This is a genomic window from Methanimicrococcus hacksteinii, from assembly GCF_032714515.1.
GTDB classification, from domain to species: Archaea; Halobacteriota; Methanosarcinia; order Methanosarcinales; family Methanosarcinaceae; genus Methanimicrococcus; species Methanimicrococcus hacksteinii.
The window spans coordinates 24,771-43,735 of the sequence record NZ_JAWDKC010000017.1; the positions used below are offsets into that span (position 1 = coordinate 24,771).

Genomic DNA, 18,965 nt, shown 5'->3' on the forward strand with positions numbered 1-18,965 from the left:
ACTGGTGAATGGAATTTAAGGGGGGATTGTATTGGATATGATTGATTTAGGAAATGAAATTAAAAAACGCCGTGAAGAACGGGGATTTAAAGAAGAGGATATTGCAAATTTCCTAAATATAGAAGTAAAATACATTTATCAAAAAGAAACCGGAAAAGAACCATTCAGTGCAATGCAATTGGAAAATATTTGCAGCCTTTTGGGTTGCGACATTATGGATGTTATTAACGGTAATCATTCAGATCCTCTGAAAATTTCATTCAGATCTTCAAATTTTGAAACGGGGGATTTAATTGCGATTTCAAAAATTAACAAAATCGCTTTGAATCTAAATCAGATGAATCAATGGTTGAAAGAAAATGAAGAATAATACTGACTTGAATGAAGAAGCATTATATTTGAGAAAAGAATTCGGAATTGATTTCACGTCCCCCGTAGATATTTTTTCATTAATAGGAAATTTAGATTCAATGACAACAATTCTTTACCCTTTTTCAAATAATATTAGTGGGATATCCATCAAAATTGAATCCGAAAGGATTATTGCAATTAATTCAACTCAATCATATGGAAGACAACGTTTTACTGCAGCCCATGAATTGTACCATTTATTTATTGAAGAAGAAAATATGGTTATCTGCGAAAACGTGGAATGGGAACAAAAACCCGATTCTGAAAAAGAAGCAGACATTTTTGCATCTTATTTTTTGATACCTGATGAAGCACTAAAACAATTTATTGAAAAGAATCTAAACAGAGATAATAAACATTTAACAGCAGAGGATGTTATTGAGATTCAGCAATATTTTCAAATAAGTCATAAGGCGACACTTTATCGACTGAAGATCGATAAATATTCTTACGACAAAGAACTGTGGGATTTAAAAGCCATAGATCTTGCAAAAAAACAGGGATATAATAAAAAATTATATCAGTCAAACTCGAAAATGAAACAATATAAGACAACCGGGAATTATATTAAAAAATTAGAAGAAATCAGAAGTAAGAATATAATTTCACAGGGAAAATATGAAGAATTGCAGAGAGAGGCATTTATTAATGACTGACATTTATTTTGATACAGACTGTCTCTCCTCCTTCTTATGGGTAAGAGAACAAAATCTTTTAATTTCACACTTTGGAAGTATATCTATTGCTGAGGAAGTATATTCCGAATTATCCCATCCGAGCGTTTCTCATTTAAAAACAAGAACAGACAAATTATTACAATTGAATGCATTAACCATTGAAACAATAAATTACGGTACTCCGGAATGGAATTTATATTTAGAGATGACAAGAGGAGAAGGATTGAAAATTGGTCGTGGCGAAGCGGCAACAATCGCTTTGGCAAAGTGTTTAAACGGAACCGTTGCAAGTAACAATTTAAAAGATGTTTGTTTTTACATTAAAAAATTCAGTTTAATCAATAAAACGACTGCTGACATTTTATATGACATGTTTGCAAAAGGAGTTATAACAGAAGCAAAAGGAAGTGTCATTTGGAAAGATTTGATGAAAAAACGAAAAAAATCAATGCCGAAAGGAATACAAACGTTTTCGGATTACCTTAAATTGCGACAAACGCCATCCTCTTAAGATAATAATTTTATATTAAAAAATAAGAATTAAGAAAAGACAAATCGCCTTTTCTCTCATTTTAAAAAACAAATTTAAAAAAATAAAAAAGTTGAAACAAATTACTGGAAGTATTTGTCTCTGGCTGTAACCATGGCTTTGATGTTTGCCGTGGGTGTCATCGGCGCGATACCGCAGCCGGGTGCGAGAATTGCAACACCTGCATCAAGTGCATTGTTGACAGCTTCGGTGACTTTTGCTTCATCGCCGCTTAAGAGAACGAAGGGGCTTGAAACGTTGCCGACCATAACGGCGCGTCCTTTTGTTGCTTCGACGGCGCCTTTGATGTCTTCGACTTTTTCTTCGACGCTGAGACCTTTGCAGTGGCAGTCGGCCATGTCGTTGAGGATTGCAGTCACATTGCCGCAGACGTGGAGAACGACGGGTGCGTTGACTTTGTCGGCGAAGTCGGTGATGGTACCCATGAGTTTGTCATGGAAGTCCTGCGGGCTCATTAAGTCCGGAGAAGAAACGGGGTCGGCAATACAGATGACATCTGCGCCGGCTTCGACCATCAGATTTGCGTATTCGATAGCAGCTTCGTTGGCAAAAGCGTTTGCTTTAGCGAGTGCTTCGGGGTTCTTGATGGACCATTTCATATAAGATTTAACGCTGACAAGGTCAGATGCAAGTGTGATCGGACCTTCCATGCCGCCGATAATCGGGACGTCGGGGCCGACTCTCTCGCGGACCATTTTGATGGCTTCAATAACAGCGGGGATTCTGCCGGTTGCTTTTAAGTCCGGCTTTGCGGCCGCGTCAAGCATGTCGGGTTTTTCGTAGGGGTGCGCAATAACAGAGGGTTGTCTGTTCTTTGTACCCATGTTGACTTCACAGCCCATTGCTTCGGCAAGAACAGTTAAACAGTACGGAACACGAACGGCTTCGAGGCCTGCAATTTCGTGTGCTGCAATCGCAAGGTCTGCCATCATTTTGGCATCCGATTGAGATTCCGGCCACGGTGCATTGACTGCGTCCATTAATTCAACAGTACCGGTCTGTGTTACGGAAACACAGGGCGTCTTTTCAACAGCTTCGCCATTTAAGGCTTTGAGTAAGTTTTCTTTAAGTGTCATGACTTTTCAATCCTTCAAAAAATTGTCAAATACCCTATAACATTTAGATTATTAACTGTTACGGACGGTAATTGCAAATTAATAATACATATAGAAAATAACAACGTGATTATAAAGATTTTGATTTTTAAATCCGAATCGCCCGATACCGAAAATATGGGAAAAGCAAACGGTTCGAACAAAATTTTGCCGTAATAAAACATTATAATTGACAAAATGATTGTCGGAAGAATTGACAGTAAAAGAAGAATAAACGAAAATGAAAATGAAAGAAATGAGGTAAGGTGAAAGAAGAGAAATAAGAGGTGAAAAATCGGGAAGAGAAAAGAAAAAGAAAAAAGAATATAGAATAAAACCATATTTAAAGAATCAAAAAAAAAATCAAAACGGACAGGCACATTAAGGATGTGAAAGAATCAACAATAATCTTCGTTCCGTTATCATTTTAATTTCCGTTGCCGTCGGAATTATAATCGGCCAAATTGATTTTATCAGCGCTTATTCGGCTTACCTGATCGAACCGTTTCTGATGATTATGCTTTTCGGCGTTTTTCTTCAAGTTGATTTAACGGGACTTAAAAATTCTTTTAAAAATACGCGATTCGCCTCGCTGACCGTTTTAATCAATTTCATATGGACGCCGCTTTTCGCTTGGTTTTTAGCTTCCGTTTTTCTGCGCGGCGAACCCGATCTTCAAATCGGATTTTTAATGCTGATGGTCACCCCGTGCACCGATTGGTATCTTCTTTTCACCGACATGGCCAAAGGAAACGTCAGCCTCGGCGCCGCTCAGCTCCCGCTCAATCTGATCTTACAGATTATTCTGCTTCCCGTCTACCTTCTCATCTTTGCCGGAAGCGTTGTCGACATCGAAGCAATAACGCTTCTCAAAAGCATTTTAATCGTTCTCCTGATTCCGTTCGCTCTGGCAAACATTTTCAGATATTTCTATGTCAAAAAATACGGCGAAAAAGGCCTGGAAGATAAAATTCTGATTCACAACGACAACATGCAGTTTGTTTTTTTGAATTTGGCAATCATTGCGATGTTTGCTTCCCAAGGCCGTCTTCTGCTTCAAAACCCCGAACTTCTTCTGATTATGCTGATTCCGGTCGTTTTGTTTTTCGCCGTCAATTTCATCGGCGTTCAGCTGGTCGGAAGAACGCTCGGAATGTCTTACGAAGACACAACCGCCCTGAATCTGACAACGCTTGCCAGAAATTCGCCGCTTTCACTTGCAATTGCCGTCTCCGCGTTTCCCGGTCATCCGATGATTGCATTGGTTTTAGTCATCGGACCGCTGATTGAACTGCCGATTCTGACAATCATCGCGCGCGTTTTGCTTTGGATCCGGCCGAAATACAAAACGTTCGGGAAAAAAGAGAAAATGAAATGCGAAAGTAAAATGTGAGAATGATATGAAAATAAAATGCGAAAATAAATATGAAACCTTAAAAGCAGAAATCAGACTGCTTCCGCCGATTTTTCTCTTTTCAAATTCTCTTCATTTTCAAGCCGCGTCAATTCTTTCATTTCACGGTAAACGAAAACAAAAGCAATAATTGCCGCGATGCCGTCTGAAATCGGCCCGGCATACAAAATGCCGTCAATGCCGAAATAAATCGGAAGAATCAAAAGCAGCGGAATCAGCAGAATAACCTGACGGATCATCGCAAGGAAAATGCCTTTATGAGACTTACCGATTGCGGTAAAGAGAATGGACGAAGCCGGCTGAATGCCGACGACAATCATCATCATGAGGAAAATCCGGCAGAAACGGACGGCAAATTCGAAATAAAGGTCGCTGCCGTCGCCGAATATTTTAATGATTTGAAGCGGGAAAAGCTGGAAGCACAGGAATGAAACAAACGAAATCAGCAAAGAAATGCCGATGACCAGTTTGAAAACCTCTTTGACGCGGCCGTAATTTTTCGCGCCGTAATTGTATCCGGCAATCGGCTGACCGCCTTGAGCGATGCCGATGATGATTGAAATGAAAATCATGCTGACTTTGGAAATGACGCCCGCAACGGCCAGCGGAATTTCACTGCCGTAAACGGACAGACCGCCGTAATAGGTCGCCGTGTTGTTGAGGATAATTTGGACGGCCATCATTGCGATTTGGTTCAAAAAGCTGGAAGCGCCGAGATAAAGAATCGGCTTGACAATGCCCCATTTCAAAAGAAAATCATTCTTTCCGATCGAAACGGATTTCATTTTCCGGAAATAAACGGCCGCCATCAGGAACGAAACAACTTGACTGATAACAGTTGCCCAGGCAGCGCCGGCAATGCCCATGTTAAGCCCGAAAATGAAGACGGCGTCCAAAATGATATTCAAAACGGCGCCGGCCAATAAACAATACATTGAATATTTCGGACTGCCGTCGGCACGGATCATGTTGCTCGCGCCGGTTGAGAAAATCAAAAACAGAATGCCGTAAGAGGTAATGGAAATGTATTCAAGCGCCAGCGGAAAAACCAACTCGGTCGCGCCGAACAAAGTGACAAGCTCATCCAAAAACATGTGAATGACGACAAGCATAATCAAACCCGATGCGGTCAGCAGAAACAGCGCGTTCCCGACAACCTTTTTCGCACGCTCCCGATTCCCTGCGCCGAGATAAAGATTAAAATTCGAAGCGCCGCCGACACCAAACAAAAGACCGAGCGCCGTTGCAATCGTCACGAGCGGAAAAGCCACATTTGTCGCCGCGTTTCCGAGCATGCCGACACTTTGGCCGATGAAAATCTGATCGACAATATTATAGAGAGCGCCGACGAGCATCGCGATAACGCTGGGAACCGCAAATTTGAACAGCAATTTCCGAACATCTTGTGTTCCGAGAATGTTTCCGCCCGTATTTGATTTCATCTCACTCATAATTGCCGCCTGAATCAATTTGATTGTTTTTAAAAGAAAAACCGAAAGGTCAAAAAGAAAAACAAAATAAACTAAAAACAAACAAACTCAAAGTCGTATATATAACCGACTGATAATCAAATACGAAAACGGAAGTTGTTTTTGACTCGTGTTTTTGAAAAAATGTACCGTTCGCGCGCGGCGAAGGGCAGACAAGAAACAAAAAAGTGAACAGCAAAACAAAAAAACGAATGAGTAAAAGCGAAACAAAAAAACAGAAATGAGCAAAATCAAAAAAACAAAATGAGCAAAATCAAAAAAACAAAATGAGCAAAATCAAAAAAACAAAATGAGCAAAATCAAAAAAACAAAATGAAACGCGGACAGAAATCCTGTCCGCAATTTCAGCAACAAGAAACAAGGTCTTGTTTTAAATTTACAAGCTGTAGTTTTCCGGTTTGAAGACAGGGACTTCTGCGGTGTATTTTGCCATACAGTTTTCGATGAACGCTGCGCTCTCGGCAGGGAGTGCTGCAAGGTCGGCTTTGATTTTGTTCAAAGCGTTGGTTTCGAATTTTGTAAGGATTAACTTGCCGCTGTCGATACCTTCCTGGACAATGTCGCAGCAGATTTCTGCGGCTGCTTTGGAGCGGAGGTATGTGTCGTTCCCGTTTGCAGCGATTGCTTCACCGACACGGTATGCGTTGTCGTAAGCAAGGACATAGGGCTGCGGGTCTCTGTATTTGTCGGAAAGCATGAGCAAATCTCTGAGGACTTTTTCGTTGCCGGTCTTAAGAGCCGTGTTCATGAGAGCACAGTCGTAGGCGAGGGTTTCGACCCAAACCTGAACGGTTGTGCCGCCGAATTCGCCGTGGTATTCAACGGATTCGTTGGACCACATGTCACAGCACTGCATGGCAAGGTTGCCCATAACGTCAGAGTGCGCACAGGTGGAGGATTTGCCTTCCTGAGTGATCGGAACACCGGAGATGGCCTTGATGATGATGTTTTCGTAACCGCAGTCTTTACCGGGGCCGGTTGCGCCTGCTTCATATGCTGCAAGGGATCTTGCGGCGGAAATACAGCGGGCAACGATGGCTGTGGTGTGCGCGAGGTTTTTGTCAAGGAGACCGCCTGCGATGAACATAGCCGTGTTTGCCTGGGAACAGTCTGTGTCGCCGGCGGAAACAACATTGTTCTTCTTTGCGATGTCTGTGATCTGCTGCCAGAGGAAGTCCATGTCGTTTGTACCGAGGACGCCGATGGAGAAAAGCATACCGGCTGTGTCGTCACGAACGATTGCATAGTCGAAAACTTCTTTGCCGCCCATAGATTCGATGGACAGAAGGTCAGCGCCCTGTGCGGCACACTGATCGAAGGATTCCAAGATCTCGGGTGCTTTTGCGCGGAGAGCCAAGTATTCGCGGTCTTCTCTTAAGTCAGCAATGGTGTGTCTGAGCGCGCATTTGATGCCGTATTCTTCATGGTATTCTTCCATGATGGACTTCTGGACGTGTGCGACTTCTGCGCCGACAGCCGGATTGACTGTGAGCTGCTGAACGTGTTCTGTTTCGAGAACAACTGTGGGTGCACCGATCTGAACAAGTCTGGCCATTGCGTCTTTTGTGATTCTCTCGTATTCTTTAACGAGTGCTTCTGTGGAGACACTGGATTGGGGTCTCGGAGCGTAGTTCAATTCCGGAATTGTGTAACCTGCGCCGATTTCAAGACCGAGGCCCGCTTTGACCGGGAACTTACATTTACCGAAGATCATTTCGTCTGCATTGGCGTACGCCATTTTTGTGTATCTGTTAATTGCCATTTGTTTGCCTCCTTAGTGGTGGTGGAATTCTTCTCTTAATTTACCGATGTCTGCACCGTTCTTCAAAATGTAGTTGGCAAACTTGGGAGCCTGTGCTGCTTCTTCACCGTAAACGCCGAGGCTGTAGCTTTCGACGAATTCCTGGTTAACAGCACCGCCGCCGCATGCGAACGGGATGTTAAAACCTTTTTCAATGAGCTTGTCATTGACTTCTTTGAAAGCGTACATGGTGGTTGTCATCAAAGCTGTTCCTGTAATCATAACAGGTTTGTGTTCGACGGCGGCTGTAACGACTTCATCGGTCGGAACATCACGGCCAAGGTCGACGACATCAAATCCGTCTGCTCTGAGAAGAGCGGCGACGATGTTTTTACCGATGTCGTGAACGTCACCTTCTGCAGCATGGCAGACGACAACGCCTTTTGCTTCGGGGACTTCTTCGGTCTTTGATTTACAATATTCGATACCTTCAAGCATAGCGTCAGCGGACATCATAACATTGGGGAGGAAAATGATACCTTGATCGTAAAGTTCTGAAACCAATGCCATACCCGGAAGAAGTGCTTCGTCGATGAGTTTGAGCGGAGCTTTGCCGGCATCCAAAAGGGAGTCCAATGCTTCGATAACATCATCTTCTTCGCCTTCATAAATTGCGACGGCCACTGCTTTGAGAAGCGGGTCTTGCGGATAAAGCTGTTCTGCTGCCTCATCAGGTGTCATGGTTTTTTCCATAGCCACATTGTATCTGACAAGGACGTCTGAAATATCTTCTTTATTAAAGTCTAACATTTTATTCATCCTGCTTCAGACAAAATTACACACAACCATGTTGTAACTCAATACAACTAAAGTGAATTTTGCGCTGCTAAGCAGATGTAGATTTGCGATATAGTTATTAAGGTTTATGCAAAAAGTACAACGGCGTTGTAATAATCAGCGCGATTAGAATTTTTCAAGAGTTTTGAAAAATTAAATTGTTATGGGGAAACTGAAACAAATAACTGAAGAAATTATATATTTTTTCCAAATATTAAAAAAAAAATTAAAACTCGCTTGATTTCGGAAAAAAATTGCAAAACATTTGTCATGACAAATCATTAAATGTCATCAAAATTTTTGATTCATTGAATATTCACAAATTAACTTGATTTATTTATAAAAACAATAACAAGAGATAGAAAATCCGGAGAAATTCAAAAATTCCGTTTTTTGCCCTACGGGAAAAAATGCCGCAGCTCAAAATTAAGAAAAAAACGGCCGAACAAAAGAAGCAAAAATTTAGACCGTCTGAATTCAATTTTCAATATCAACAAAATTAAATTTAAAACGCATCAATAAAAGAAAAACACAAAAAATCCGAACAAAATTTGTCGGATTTCCGCAAAAAAATGATTCAAAATTTTCAATTTTCTCCGATTTTTTTCAATTCGGATTTTTCCCCTAATTTTCTTCATTTTTTACAATTTTCTTCATACTTTCAGCATTTTTCATATTTTTTTCAGCATCAAATTCTTCAACATCAAATTCTTCAGCATCAGGTTCTTCAACATCTTTTGCTTTTTTCCGGATTGATAAATTTCACGAAATCCGGAATTTTATCCGCCTGAACATCAAACCTGGATGTTCCGACGCCGACGAAAGAAATTTTGGTTTCATACGGGATGTCTGCGCCGGTCTGAAGAGCTTTTTCGGTATAAGACACGCTGATCTGATTTTCCTGCAGGCCTGTTTTAAGCATTTTAGAAAGAACATAATCATTTCCGAGCCGAATTGCTTTTTCATGCGCTTCGGAATAAGAAGCAAAAGATTCGCTGCGGCCGCTGTGGAACAAAAGGAATTCTGTTATCGGCACATCGTCTTTTTCATAAACATTCTTTTTGATCAAAACGTCTGTTCGATAAATACCGTTTCCGACAAGCGCTCCGACAGCGTTTCCGACATCAGAGAATTCGGGCGTCAGGATTTCGGCCTGAATCAGATTGCCGATTTCACAGGCGTACGCGGCCGACGGCCCGCCGATTAGGACAATCGGAATGGAAACGGCAAATTTGGTATCATAGCTGCCGGAAAGCACTTTTTCAACATCTTTCTTTGAAATGCCGGGAACAAGGTATTCAATCAAACTGGAAGCCATGTTTAAAGCGACTTGTTTTTTTGTAAAAACGGCCAATTCTTCCGCGCTTTTATAACTCAGGCGTTCAAGCTTCTGAGCGCCCAAAAAAGCTGCTTCCGTATTCCATTCATTGTAGTCGCCGAGAATATGAAGCGCGTCCGTCGGCGTAAAACCGATCGGCTGAATCAGGCGCTTCTTGACAAGCGCATCTAAAACCGATGCCATCGGCATTTTTTTATCCAGCCGCTCAAACATATCCCACCAGGAAACCGGGAAATCGGAATCGATAATGCCGTAAACCAGCTCTTCGAGCGTTGTCATTTCAATCGGCGGAAACGCCGTTTTGACATAAAAAACGGAAGGCAGAATGAACTGAGAGATATTTTTCCGCGGCGGAAGTTTGGTTTCTTTGAGTTTTTCCAAGAAGCCGGGATACAAAACCGCCGCCCGGCAAAGCGGCATAACGCGAAGCGGACCGAGATAGATTTTCCGGTTCGGATCGTCGGTTGCATAAACATGACTGTCGCCGCCGGTGGCAACCGTTTCCATCCGGATGGCTTTCACGCGCGTCGACCAGCCGCCGACAACGGCGCCGGACTCATTCATTTCAGGCAGGCCGTCCCGGACGAGCGCGACGTCCGTGCTTGTGCCGCCGATGTCAATCATCGCACACGTTTTTAAGCCCGAAAGATAAGCAGCGCCCATCAAACTTGCCGCGGGTCCCGAGAAAATGGTTTCAATCGGTTTTTCAAGCGCTTCTTCGATGCTGACGGCCGACCCGTCGCATTTGAGCATGAGAAGTGTTGCGTTCATACCGATATTTTCCATTTCCAAAACAATTGATTTTGTAAAATTGTAAGTGATCGGAATCAACTGAGCATTTAAAAAAGCTGTCACCGCGCGCTCATAAGCGCCGAGATCCTGCGATAATTCGTGACCGCAGACAACGGGATGACCGGTCAGTCTCAAAATTTCTTCTTTGACGCGAAGCTCGTGATCCGCATTTCGAATGCTGAAAAGCGAAGAAACCGCAAACGCCGAAACACGGTCTTTGACGGAAAGCGCAAACTCCCGAACTTTTTCAATGTCCAGCGGTTTTAATTCTTCGCCGTTGCTGTCGTGGCCGCCGCTGACAATGCAATACATCTGCGCCGGCAAAACTTCCGGAATATTGTAGTCGCCCACCATAATCAAGCCGACGGGAAAACCTTTGTTTTCCAGGATTGTGTTTGTCGAAAGCGTCGTTGAAAGGGAAACGATGTCGACTTCTTTTAATTTATCCGGATCCAGCAAACGGATGGATTGTTTGATGCCCCCGATCGGATCGGGATAAGTTGTCAGCGCTTTGCCCGCTTCAATCACCGCGCCGTCCTCGTCGCGAATTAAAACGGCATCCGTATACGTTCCGCCCGCGTCAATTCCTAAACTGTAAACCATATTTTTCACCGTTATTGTTTTTATTTATCAAGAAATTCTGAATCGGAAATATCCGAAAAATACCAACGTAATAAGAATGATTTTTAATAATCTAAATGGGTCTCAATAGTATATCAATTTTTTACAAATTATGGAAATGCAAATTGAAACAAATTACAAATTGCGGCAAATGCAAATGAATGCGTGAACAAACGCAAATAATAAACAACTGTAATTGAAAATAAAATTAAACAATGAAACAAAATAAAACAAATAAAAAGAGGGATAAAAATCCCTCAATTTAAAAAACGGTGCTTAATCAGCACGGGAGTTTGTAGCCGGTTTCATTCAAAACGATAGACATCGCTGTGTAGAACGCAACAAGTCCCAAAATCAGAGCCAAAACACCTGCAACTGTCGCAACAAATGCAATTCCCGTAAAGTAGAAAATTGCGGTGACGATAAAGACAAGCGCAAGAAGCGCAAAAACGGCAATCAGGAATTTGGCTTTCAATTTAATGACACCGAAAAGCATTGTGCCGGCCAGAAGAGCCCAGATCAGCAAGTAGATGCCGATGCTTGTTGCACTTGCCGGATCAGAGCCGAACGGTGCGATCAAAATGTAGGCGAAACTGATCCAAAACATACCGAATGCACAGAATGCAACCGTTTCAAAAGTGTTTCCTTTCTTAAAGGCCATTAAGCCCGCGCAGAATTGAGCGATACCGCCGACGAAAATTGACATGGAAATTAATGCAAGTGCATCTGCAAAAAATCCAAGATCAAAAAATGCCAGCATGATGGTTGTCATACTGAAACCTGTCAATCCGAGCGCGCCCGGCGTTGCCCATGAATCACATATTCTAACCACTTGTTCAGATTCAGACATTTGTAAAAATCCTCCAAATATTTCTAAACAATTTAACCATATTTTTTAACCAATTTTAGAAAGTATAGACTACACACATTGGACTATACTCTGACACACACACCGAAAAATCAGTATACAGAGAATGAAATTAAAACACACAATTTAATTTCAAATAAACTGTCCTTCTTCGGTAAATTCAAAAAAGAGAATCAGCTATTATAAACCTTTCACCCAAAGCGGATTTAAAAAACTGATTCAATAACGCTCGATTTTTATAAAAATCAATGGCGAGTAGTGCCGATAACAATTAAGACAAATGACGAAACAGATTTCCCAAAAATGCTTCTTTTTTCGACAATTGCGATATGAAAAAAACAAAGCGGTTTTAAAAAAATAGGATGACATGAAAATAACAATTAAAAAATAACACAAATGAAAATGAAATAAAAATGAAATAAAAGAAAAACAACGAACCGAAACAAAAAATAAATGAAACGAACAAAAACAAAAGAAAAACACAAAACCGGCAATTACAAACAAAAATGTGAAATCAAAAACGTGAAATCAAAAATCTGAAATCAAAAATATAAAAGAAAATAAAACCGGCATTAATGCCGATTTTCTGTGATTTGAAATGCAAAACTTACATCGGCAGCTTGTAGCCGACTTCGTTTAAAACGATCGCCATTGCCGTGTAGAATGCGGCCGCGCCTAAAAGAAAAGCGCAGAATCCGGCGGCAAAACCGAGAGCGGAAATTGCAACGAAATGGGAAGCAGCGGTGACGAAGAATGTCAAAACGAGCAAAGCAAAGACAACGATCAAAGCTTTAACGCCCATTTTCAATGTTCCGAAGAACAAACCGAGACCGAAAACGCCCCAAAGCGTCAAATAAAGGCCGAGCGCAAGATCGCCGGCACCGGCGGCGCCGAACGGCGTGATTAAAATGTATGCAAAACTGAGCCAAAAGACACCGAATCCGGTAAAAGCCACGGTTTCAAATGTGTTTCCTTTTTTCCAGGCCATCATGCCTGCAAGCAGCTGAGCCAATCCGCCGACAAAAATGGCCATTGCAATCACGGTCAAATTTTCGGGAACAATGCCCATATTGTGAAAACTCAGCGTCAGTGTTGCCAATGAAAAACCTGTTAAGCCGAGCGCACCCGGATTGCCGGTTGTGTCGGCGATTTTAATAACCTGTTCACTCATAATTTTTCCTCCATGAACGATGAAAAATTCACGTTCACTTTTTTTCAAAATGATCAATTACCGTTTTAAAACAAATACGACAGAAAAATTCACCAAGCCGGCAAATTTATCCCGAAAAGAAAATTGGGATTTAAAAGTCTTTCAGTCAAAAAATGTCTGAAAAAACAGAATCTGGATCCGTTAAAAGAAAAATAACCGACAGCGTGAGACTGACGTATTCGAAGTCGATTATTGACGTAAAAAGACAACAAGAGACAAATCAAATTTACGACGATTTCAAACATTCAAAAAGAATCAAAAACAGAAAAAAATCAAAGTCAAAAAACGAAAGCCAAAAAATCAAAACTGAAAAAGTTAAAAAGTCAAAATAAATTAAAAAATCAAAATAAATTAAAAAATCAAAAAATTGCAGCAAAATCCAATTGAAATCCATCAAATCAGCCTTCGGATTTTTGATTGTTTTTGAAAATGGAGCGGTTCGCGCGCGGCCGGCACACAAGAAAATAAAACAAAGCCCAAAGTGTAAAACACAAAATGTAAAACACAAAACGTAAAACACAAAACATAAACCCAAAAGGTAAAACACAAACATAAATTCTGATGCAAACACAAAACGCAGCCGCTAAACCGCAAAAACCGATGAAAGAAAAGAAAAAAAAGAAATGGGGGAAAAAAGAAAAAACGAGGATGAATGTTTTTTAAAAATTTGAGATATTTCTAAGAGGTTTAAAGATTGCAATTTGGCTTGGTGATATTTGAAAGGTTGAGAGGTTAAGTGAGTTTTTCGTGTTTGTTGATTCTGTATTATATTAATTCGTTTAATTAATCAGATTAATTAATTAAAGCAGGAGTGTTCCTGAAAATAAAAAGAAACGGCAGACATAAAGTCTGCCGAACCATTTTTGATCAGGAAATTTAAAGGACGTAGTTCTCTGTCTTGAAAACCGGAACTTCTGCCTTGTATTTGGCCATGCATTCGTCGACGAATTTTGCTTTTTCTGTCGGGAGTGCTGCCAAGTCTTTCTTAACGGCATCGAGTGCGTTAAGTTCGAATTTGGTCAAGGACAGCTTGCCGCCTTTAACACCCTCGTCCAAAATCTTGCAGCATTCTTCTGCTGCTGCTTTTGCACGGAGGTAGGTGTCATTGCCGTTCTTTGCGATTGCTTCACCGACACGGTATGCGTTCTCGTATGCAAGCACATAGCCCTGGGGGTCTCTGTATTTGTCGGAGAGTGCGAAGAGGTCACGGAGGAGCTTCTCGTTGCCTGTCTTCAAAGCAGTGTTCATCAAGGAACAGTCGTATGCAAGTGTTTCGACCCAAACCTGAACGGTTGTACCGCCGAATTCACCGTGGTATTCAACGGATTCGTTGGACCACATGTCACAGCACTGCATGGTTAAGTTACCCATAACATCGGAGTGAGCACAGGTGGAAGATTTACCTTCTTGTGTGATCGGGACACCGGCAATGGATTTAACGATGGTGTTTTCATAACCGCAGTCTTTACCCGGACCGGTTGCGCCGGATTCGTATGCTGCAAGAGTTCTTGCGGCTGAAATACAGCGGGCAACAATGGCCGTGGTGTGTGCTAAGTTCTTGTCGAGGAGACCGCCTGCAATGAACATTGCAGTGTTTGCCTGTGCACAGTCTGTGTCACCGGCTGCGATTCTGCCTGTCTTCTTGGCGATGTCTGCGATGTTCTGCCACACGAATTCCATGTCGCTTGTACCGAGGACACCGATACCGAACAAAACACCGGCAATGTCGTCACGAACGATTGCGTAGTCGAAAACTTCTTTTCCGCCCATGGATTCGATGGACAGGAAGTCAGCGCCTTGCTTTGCACACTGTTCGAATGCTTCGAGCATGACATCATTCTTCGGGCCGCGGAGAGCGAGATAGTCTCTGTCTTCGCGAATGTCACCGATTGTGTGTCTGAGACCGCACTTTACACCGTATTCTTCATGGTATTCTTCGAGAATTGTTTTCTGAACATGAGCGACTTCAGCACCCCAGCTCGGGTTGTTGGACATCTGCTGGACGTGTTCTGTTTCTAAGACGACGGCAGGAGCACCGATCTGGACAATTCTTGCCATTGCGTCTTTTGTGATTCTCTCATATTCTTTAACGAGTGCTTCTTTGGAAACACCGGCCTGGGGTCTGGGAGCGTAGTTTAATTCAGGGATTGTGTATCCTGCACCGATTTCAAGGCCTAAACCGCCTTTAACCGGGAACTTTGCTCTGCCGAAGGTCATTTCGTCTGCATTTGCGTATGCCATCTTTGTGTATCTGTTAACTGCCATTTTTGGTGCCTCCTTAGTGGGTGTGGAATTCGTTTCTCATCTTTGCAATGTCCGGGCCGTTCTTCAGAATGAAGTTTCCGAATTTTGCAGCTTCTGCTGCTTCTTCACCGTACACACCAAGGCTGTAGCTTTCAACGAATTCTTGGTTAACAGCACCGCCGCCGCAGGCGAACGGAATCTTTAAGCCTTTCTCAACAAGTTTGTCGTTAACTTCTTTGAAGGCATACATGGTTGTTGTCATCAAAGCTGTTCCTGTGATCATGAGCGGCTTGGCTTCTGCTGCCTTTGCGACAACTTCATCAACAGGCACATCACGGCCAAGGTCAATGACTTCAAAGCCGTCTGCTCTGAGGAGCGCTGCGACGATATTCTTGCCGATGTCGTGGACGTCGCCTTCTGCAACGTGGCAGAGAACGGTTCCTTTGGCTTCGGGAATTTCTTTGGTCTTAGATTTACAGTAGTCTATGCCTTCAAGCATGGCATCGGCGGACATCATAACGTTGGGAAGGAAAATGATACCCTGGTCGTATAAGGAAGAAACGACGGCCATACCGGGGAGAAGTGCTTCGTCAATGAGTTTGAGCGGGTCTTTGCCTGCGTCCAAAAGTGCATCGAGTGCGTCAATGACATCGTCTTCTTCGCCTTCATAGATAGCGACTGCCACTGCTTTTAACAGTGCGTCCTTCGGATAAAGCTGCTCTGCTGCTTCGTCGGGGGTCATGGACTTCTCCATGGCCACGTTATATCTGACAAGAATTGTTGCAATATCTTCTTTTTTAAAGTCTAACATATTAGATTCTCCGTTTCGATCTGTATTTACGGGAGAGCGGGGGAGAACAACCACACATTCTATAATAAACGGTCCTCGGGTTTCACAAACGTTTTAAAAAGGATTTCAAACACACACACACGAAATTCCCTTGTTAAACCGCACGTTCAAATTGTTCCATGCACATACACACACATTATAATGTACATTTCACACACACTGCATAATTGAGGACCAAAATAGTTCTTTTCTTTCAGGCGGAACACCCGGCTGATCTCAAAGAGTTTATTTGGCTGTATTTTTACCGTATTCTCCAGTCACGAACCATACACGTAAAAGCAATAAATTATGCTTCTACAATATTCTAATTGGCTGATTGAAGTATATACATTAACCGCCCCTTTTTTTTTCGAAGCGGTGCTTTGAAGTTCGGGGACGAAAAAAAATCTGAAAACAATTTAATTTTACGATAATTCGACCGTTGCCGTTTAAAAAAACGACAAATGGGTTAAAAAAGTTGAGTTCGGAAAAAACACATAAAAATAACGTCAAAATTTTTGATAGTTTGAACGAATATAATTTTTTAAAAAACTACTAATTATTCGGAAATAATCCGAAAAATCGAATAAATTTCATAAAAATGAAATCAGAAAAAAGCAACCGGAGGGTTAGATATATATACCGAATTAAACCCGCTTACGATTTTAAAAAGCAGTCATAAAATAACCAAATAACTCAAAAATAACAAAACGCTTGTAATTTTCCGGCAGACGCGATAAAAAAAGGACAGTATTAAAAAACAAAGCGAAAATTGAAAATCATCCGCAGAATAATCCGAAGAATCGAACGATCAATGAATAATGACGGCAAACAATCAATGAATAAATGACGACAAACAATCAATGAATAAATGACGACAAACAATCAATGAATAAATGACGACAAACAATCAATGAATAAATGACGACAAACAATCAATGAATAAATGACGACAAACAATCAATGAATAATGACGTCGAACAATCAATGAATAAATGACGACAAACAATCAATGAATAAATGACGTCGAACAATCAATTGAATAAATGACGCGGCGAATAAGTAATAATAAAATAACGGGCAAACTATAAATAAACAGCGAATAAAATAAAGGGAAAATGTATCGCTCAGATACCTTTCCCGATTTCACTTTTTCTGAGCCAGTCGATATCGGACTGATAAAGTTCGCGCAAGTCTTTCAGGCCGAGCTTCAGCATGGCAACGCGGCTGACACCGAGACCCCAGGCCAAAACGGGCTCCGTAATGCCGAGCGGCGTTGTGACTTCTTTTCTGAAAACGCCGGCGCCGCCGAGTTCAACCCAGCCGAGGCCGTCAATCCAAACTTCAGGCTCAACGCTCGGTTCGGTGTACGGGAAATAACCCGGACGGAAACGGACTTCTTCAAAGCCCATTCTGTTGTAGAATTCTTTTAAGCAGCCGAGGAGATCGGCAAAGCTCATGTCTTTGTCCATGACGACGCCTTCCAGTTGTTCGAATTCGGGCGTATGTGTCGGATCAATGGTTTCGCGGCGGTAAGCGCGGTCAATGCAGAAGGCTTTGACGGGGCCGACCGGATTGTCCGCCAAATATTTGACCGTCACGGATGTGGTGTGCGTTCGAAGCACATCTTTTTCGGCAATTTCCGAGCTCCAGCGTCCGCCCCAGCCGCAGGATCCGGTTTCGCCGCCGTTTTCATGAACGGCACGAATCTTGTCGACATACTTCTCAGGCGTCTCAGAGCGGGAATCCAAGTGGAACGTGTCCTGCATTTCTCGGGCCGGGTGATCCTGCGGCTGGAAAAGTGCGTCGAAATTCCAAAAGGAAGATTGAATGATGTCGCCTTTAATTTCCGTAAAACCCATTTCCAGGAAAATCTGGCGCATCTGGTCAATGAGGCGCTGATACGGGTGCGCTTTGGCGCCGTAAATCGGCTTCACGGGTTTTTGAACTTTATACGGGCGGTAATATTTGTTTTCCCAATCGCCGCTTTTCAAAAGTTCGGGCGTGATCTGCGCGATTTCTTCAGTAATTTCAATGCCTTTGGAAGCGTAAGATTTGCCGGCGGCCGTAATCAAGATGCGGCGCGTCGTATATTCTTCTTTGTCCAAAAGTTTGCGTTTTAAAAGATCGGAAATGACTTTTTCGGAAGCCAATTCGGCCGGCAATTCAAAAACCGGATCAAACGTATTGTTTTCCAAGGAATTTTCATACAGGTCGCTGAGAACTTCTTCGTCCTGTCCTTTGGGCGCGCTGTCCGCCGGCACCAAAACGCCGTCTTCGATTTTCGCCCATTTCTTTTTCAGAAGCCAGCCTGTTGCAATGCCGACAAGCTGCGGCGAAAATGAATTCCTGAGATCTTCAAGCGGCGTTTCCCCTTCAAGACTGTCAATAATTTGCCTTTCCGGAAGCCCGGCTTCGGCGTATTCCTTACCTTCGCCGGATAAACCGTAAAGTTCGGTCGTTTCTTCATCGACTTTGGCCAGCCCTTTTTCTTCCAACAAAAAAGCCGCCTGCATCGAAGCGTCACCGTTCAAACTCGAAATCTCGACAATATCCTTTAATTCCGCCGTCTCGAGCTCATTCAAAGCCAGCAGGACCTTTTTCTCATTATTCGTTAAATCGTAATCCGTCATTTCAAAACACCGAAAGATTAAGACATGTATTAATTTATTCCCTAAATGAAACTCATCTTTTATATTCTCTGCCATTTCATTGCTGAAATTGAAAAAGAGTTTATTGAAAAATTGCTGAAAATTATTAAAAATTGCTGAAATTATTGAAGGCTGAAAATTGTTGAAAATTGTTGAAAATTGTTGAAAATTATGAATAACTGAAAATTATTGAAAAT

The 18,965-nt window shown here is 42.2% G+C and carries 14 protein-coding genes; 4 read left to right on the top strand and 10 right to left on the bottom strand.

The annotated features are described in order from the left end of the window. Positions 1-37 precede the first annotated feature (37 nt). From MmiAt1_RS05145 to MmiAt1_RS05155, 3 genes are read left to right on the top strand one after another with little or no spacing between them, the layout of a single operon-like run. Positions 38-370, top strand: coding sequence for a helix-turn-helix transcriptional regulator (locus tag MmiAt1_RS05145; RefSeq protein WP_338140872.1), 333 nt, complete (start codon positions 38-40; stop codon positions 368-370). Then, positions 360-1,067 (top strand): ImmA/IrrE family metallo-endopeptidase, encoded by a 708-nt coding sequence (locus MmiAt1_RS05150; RefSeq protein ID WP_318785826.1) that lies wholly within the window; start codon positions 360-362, stop codon positions 1,065-1,067. The genes MmiAt1_RS05145 and MmiAt1_RS05150 overlap by 11 nt, the downstream gene beginning before the upstream one ends. Then, positions 1,060-1,599 carry a PIN domain-containing protein gene (locus MmiAt1_RS05155; RefSeq protein ID WP_318785827.1) on the top strand — a complete coding sequence of 180 codons (540 nt, stop codon included), beginning with the start codon at positions 1,060-1,062 and terminating at the stop codon, positions 1,597-1,599. Before MmiAt1_RS05150 ends, MmiAt1_RS05155 begins: the two co-directional genes overlap by 8 nt. A 101-nt stretch (positions 1,600-1,700) precedes the next feature. On the opposite strand, the gene mtaA is transcribed toward MmiAt1_RS05155, so the two are convergent. After that, positions 1,701-2,714, bottom strand: a complete 1,014-nt coding sequence (mtaA, locus tag MmiAt1_RS05160; protein WP_318785828.1) for a methylcobamide:CoM methyltransferase MtaA — start codon at positions 2,712-2,714, stop codon at positions 1,701-1,703. Positions 2,715-3,243: 529 nt separating this feature from the next. On the opposite strand from mtaA, the gene MmiAt1_RS05165 reads away from it, so the two are divergent. After that, a complete protein-coding gene (locus MmiAt1_RS05165) occupies positions 3,244-4,125 on the top strand; it encodes an arsenic resistance protein (RefSeq protein ID WP_318785829.1) in 882 nt (293 codons plus the stop codon). A gap of 53 nt (positions 4,126-4,178) precedes the next feature. Here the strand turns inward: MmiAt1_RS05165 and MmiAt1_RS05170 are convergent, their stop codons facing one another. The 9 genes from MmiAt1_RS05170 to pheS all read right to left on the bottom strand — a co-directional run bounded on the left by MmiAt1_RS05170 (position 4,179) and on the right by pheS (position 18,750). Continuing rightward, positions 4,179-5,597 (bottom strand): MATE family efflux transporter, encoded by a 1,419-nt coding sequence (locus MmiAt1_RS05170; RefSeq protein ID WP_318785830.1) that lies wholly within the window; start codon positions 5,595-5,597, stop codon positions 4,179-4,181. Between the two features lie 415 nt (positions 5,598-6,012). Continuing rightward, positions 6,013-7,398 carry a methanol--corrinoid protein co-methyltransferase MtaB gene (gene mtaB / locus MmiAt1_RS05175; protein ID WP_318785831.1) on the bottom strand — a complete coding sequence of 462 codons (1,386 nt, stop codon included), beginning with the start codon at positions 7,396-7,398 and terminating at the stop codon, positions 6,013-6,015. Between the two features lie 12 nt (positions 7,399-7,410). Further along, complete coding sequence (mtaC, locus tag MmiAt1_RS05180; protein ID WP_318785832.1) at positions 7,411-8,187, bottom strand: methanol--corrinoid protein MtaC; 777 nt, start codon at positions 8,185-8,187, stop codon at positions 7,411-7,413. Between the two features lie 754 nt (positions 8,188-8,941). Beyond that, a complete protein-coding gene (locus MmiAt1_RS05185; protein WP_318785833.1) occupies positions 8,942-10,948 on the bottom strand; it encodes a hydantoinase/oxoprolinase family protein in 2,007 nt (668 codons plus the stop codon). A 298-nt stretch (positions 10,949-11,246) separates the two neighbouring features. Further along, positions 11,247-11,816, bottom strand: a complete 570-nt coding sequence (locus MmiAt1_RS05190) for an acetate uptake transporter (protein ID WP_318785834.1) — start codon at positions 11,814-11,816, stop codon at positions 11,247-11,249. A gap of 625 nt (positions 11,817-12,441) precedes the next feature. Beyond that, positions 12,442-13,005: an acetate uptake transporter gene (locus tag MmiAt1_RS05195; RefSeq protein WP_318785835.1), complete on the bottom strand. Its 564-nt coding sequence runs from the start codon at positions 13,003-13,005 to the stop codon at positions 12,442-12,444. A gap of 915 nt (positions 13,006-13,920) precedes the next feature. After that, positions 13,921-15,309, bottom strand: coding sequence for a methanol--corrinoid protein co-methyltransferase MtaB (mtaB, locus tag MmiAt1_RS05200; RefSeq protein WP_318785836.1), 1,389 nt, complete (start codon positions 15,307-15,309; stop codon positions 13,921-13,923). A gap of 13 nt (positions 15,310-15,322) precedes the next feature. Further along, the gene (mtaC, locus tag MmiAt1_RS05205; protein ID WP_318785837.1) at positions 15,323-16,099 is read right to left on the bottom strand and encodes a methanol--corrinoid protein MtaC; all 777 of its coding nucleotides are present in this window, start codon (positions 16,097-16,099) and stop codon (positions 15,323-15,325) included. 1,145 nt (positions 16,100-17,244) lie between these two features. Continuing rightward, positions 17,245-18,750, bottom strand: coding sequence for a phenylalanine--tRNA ligase subunit alpha (pheS, locus tag MmiAt1_RS05210; RefSeq protein WP_318785838.1), 1,506 nt, complete (start codon positions 18,748-18,750; stop codon positions 17,245-17,247). Between the last annotated feature and the right edge of the window lie 215 nt (positions 18,751-18,965).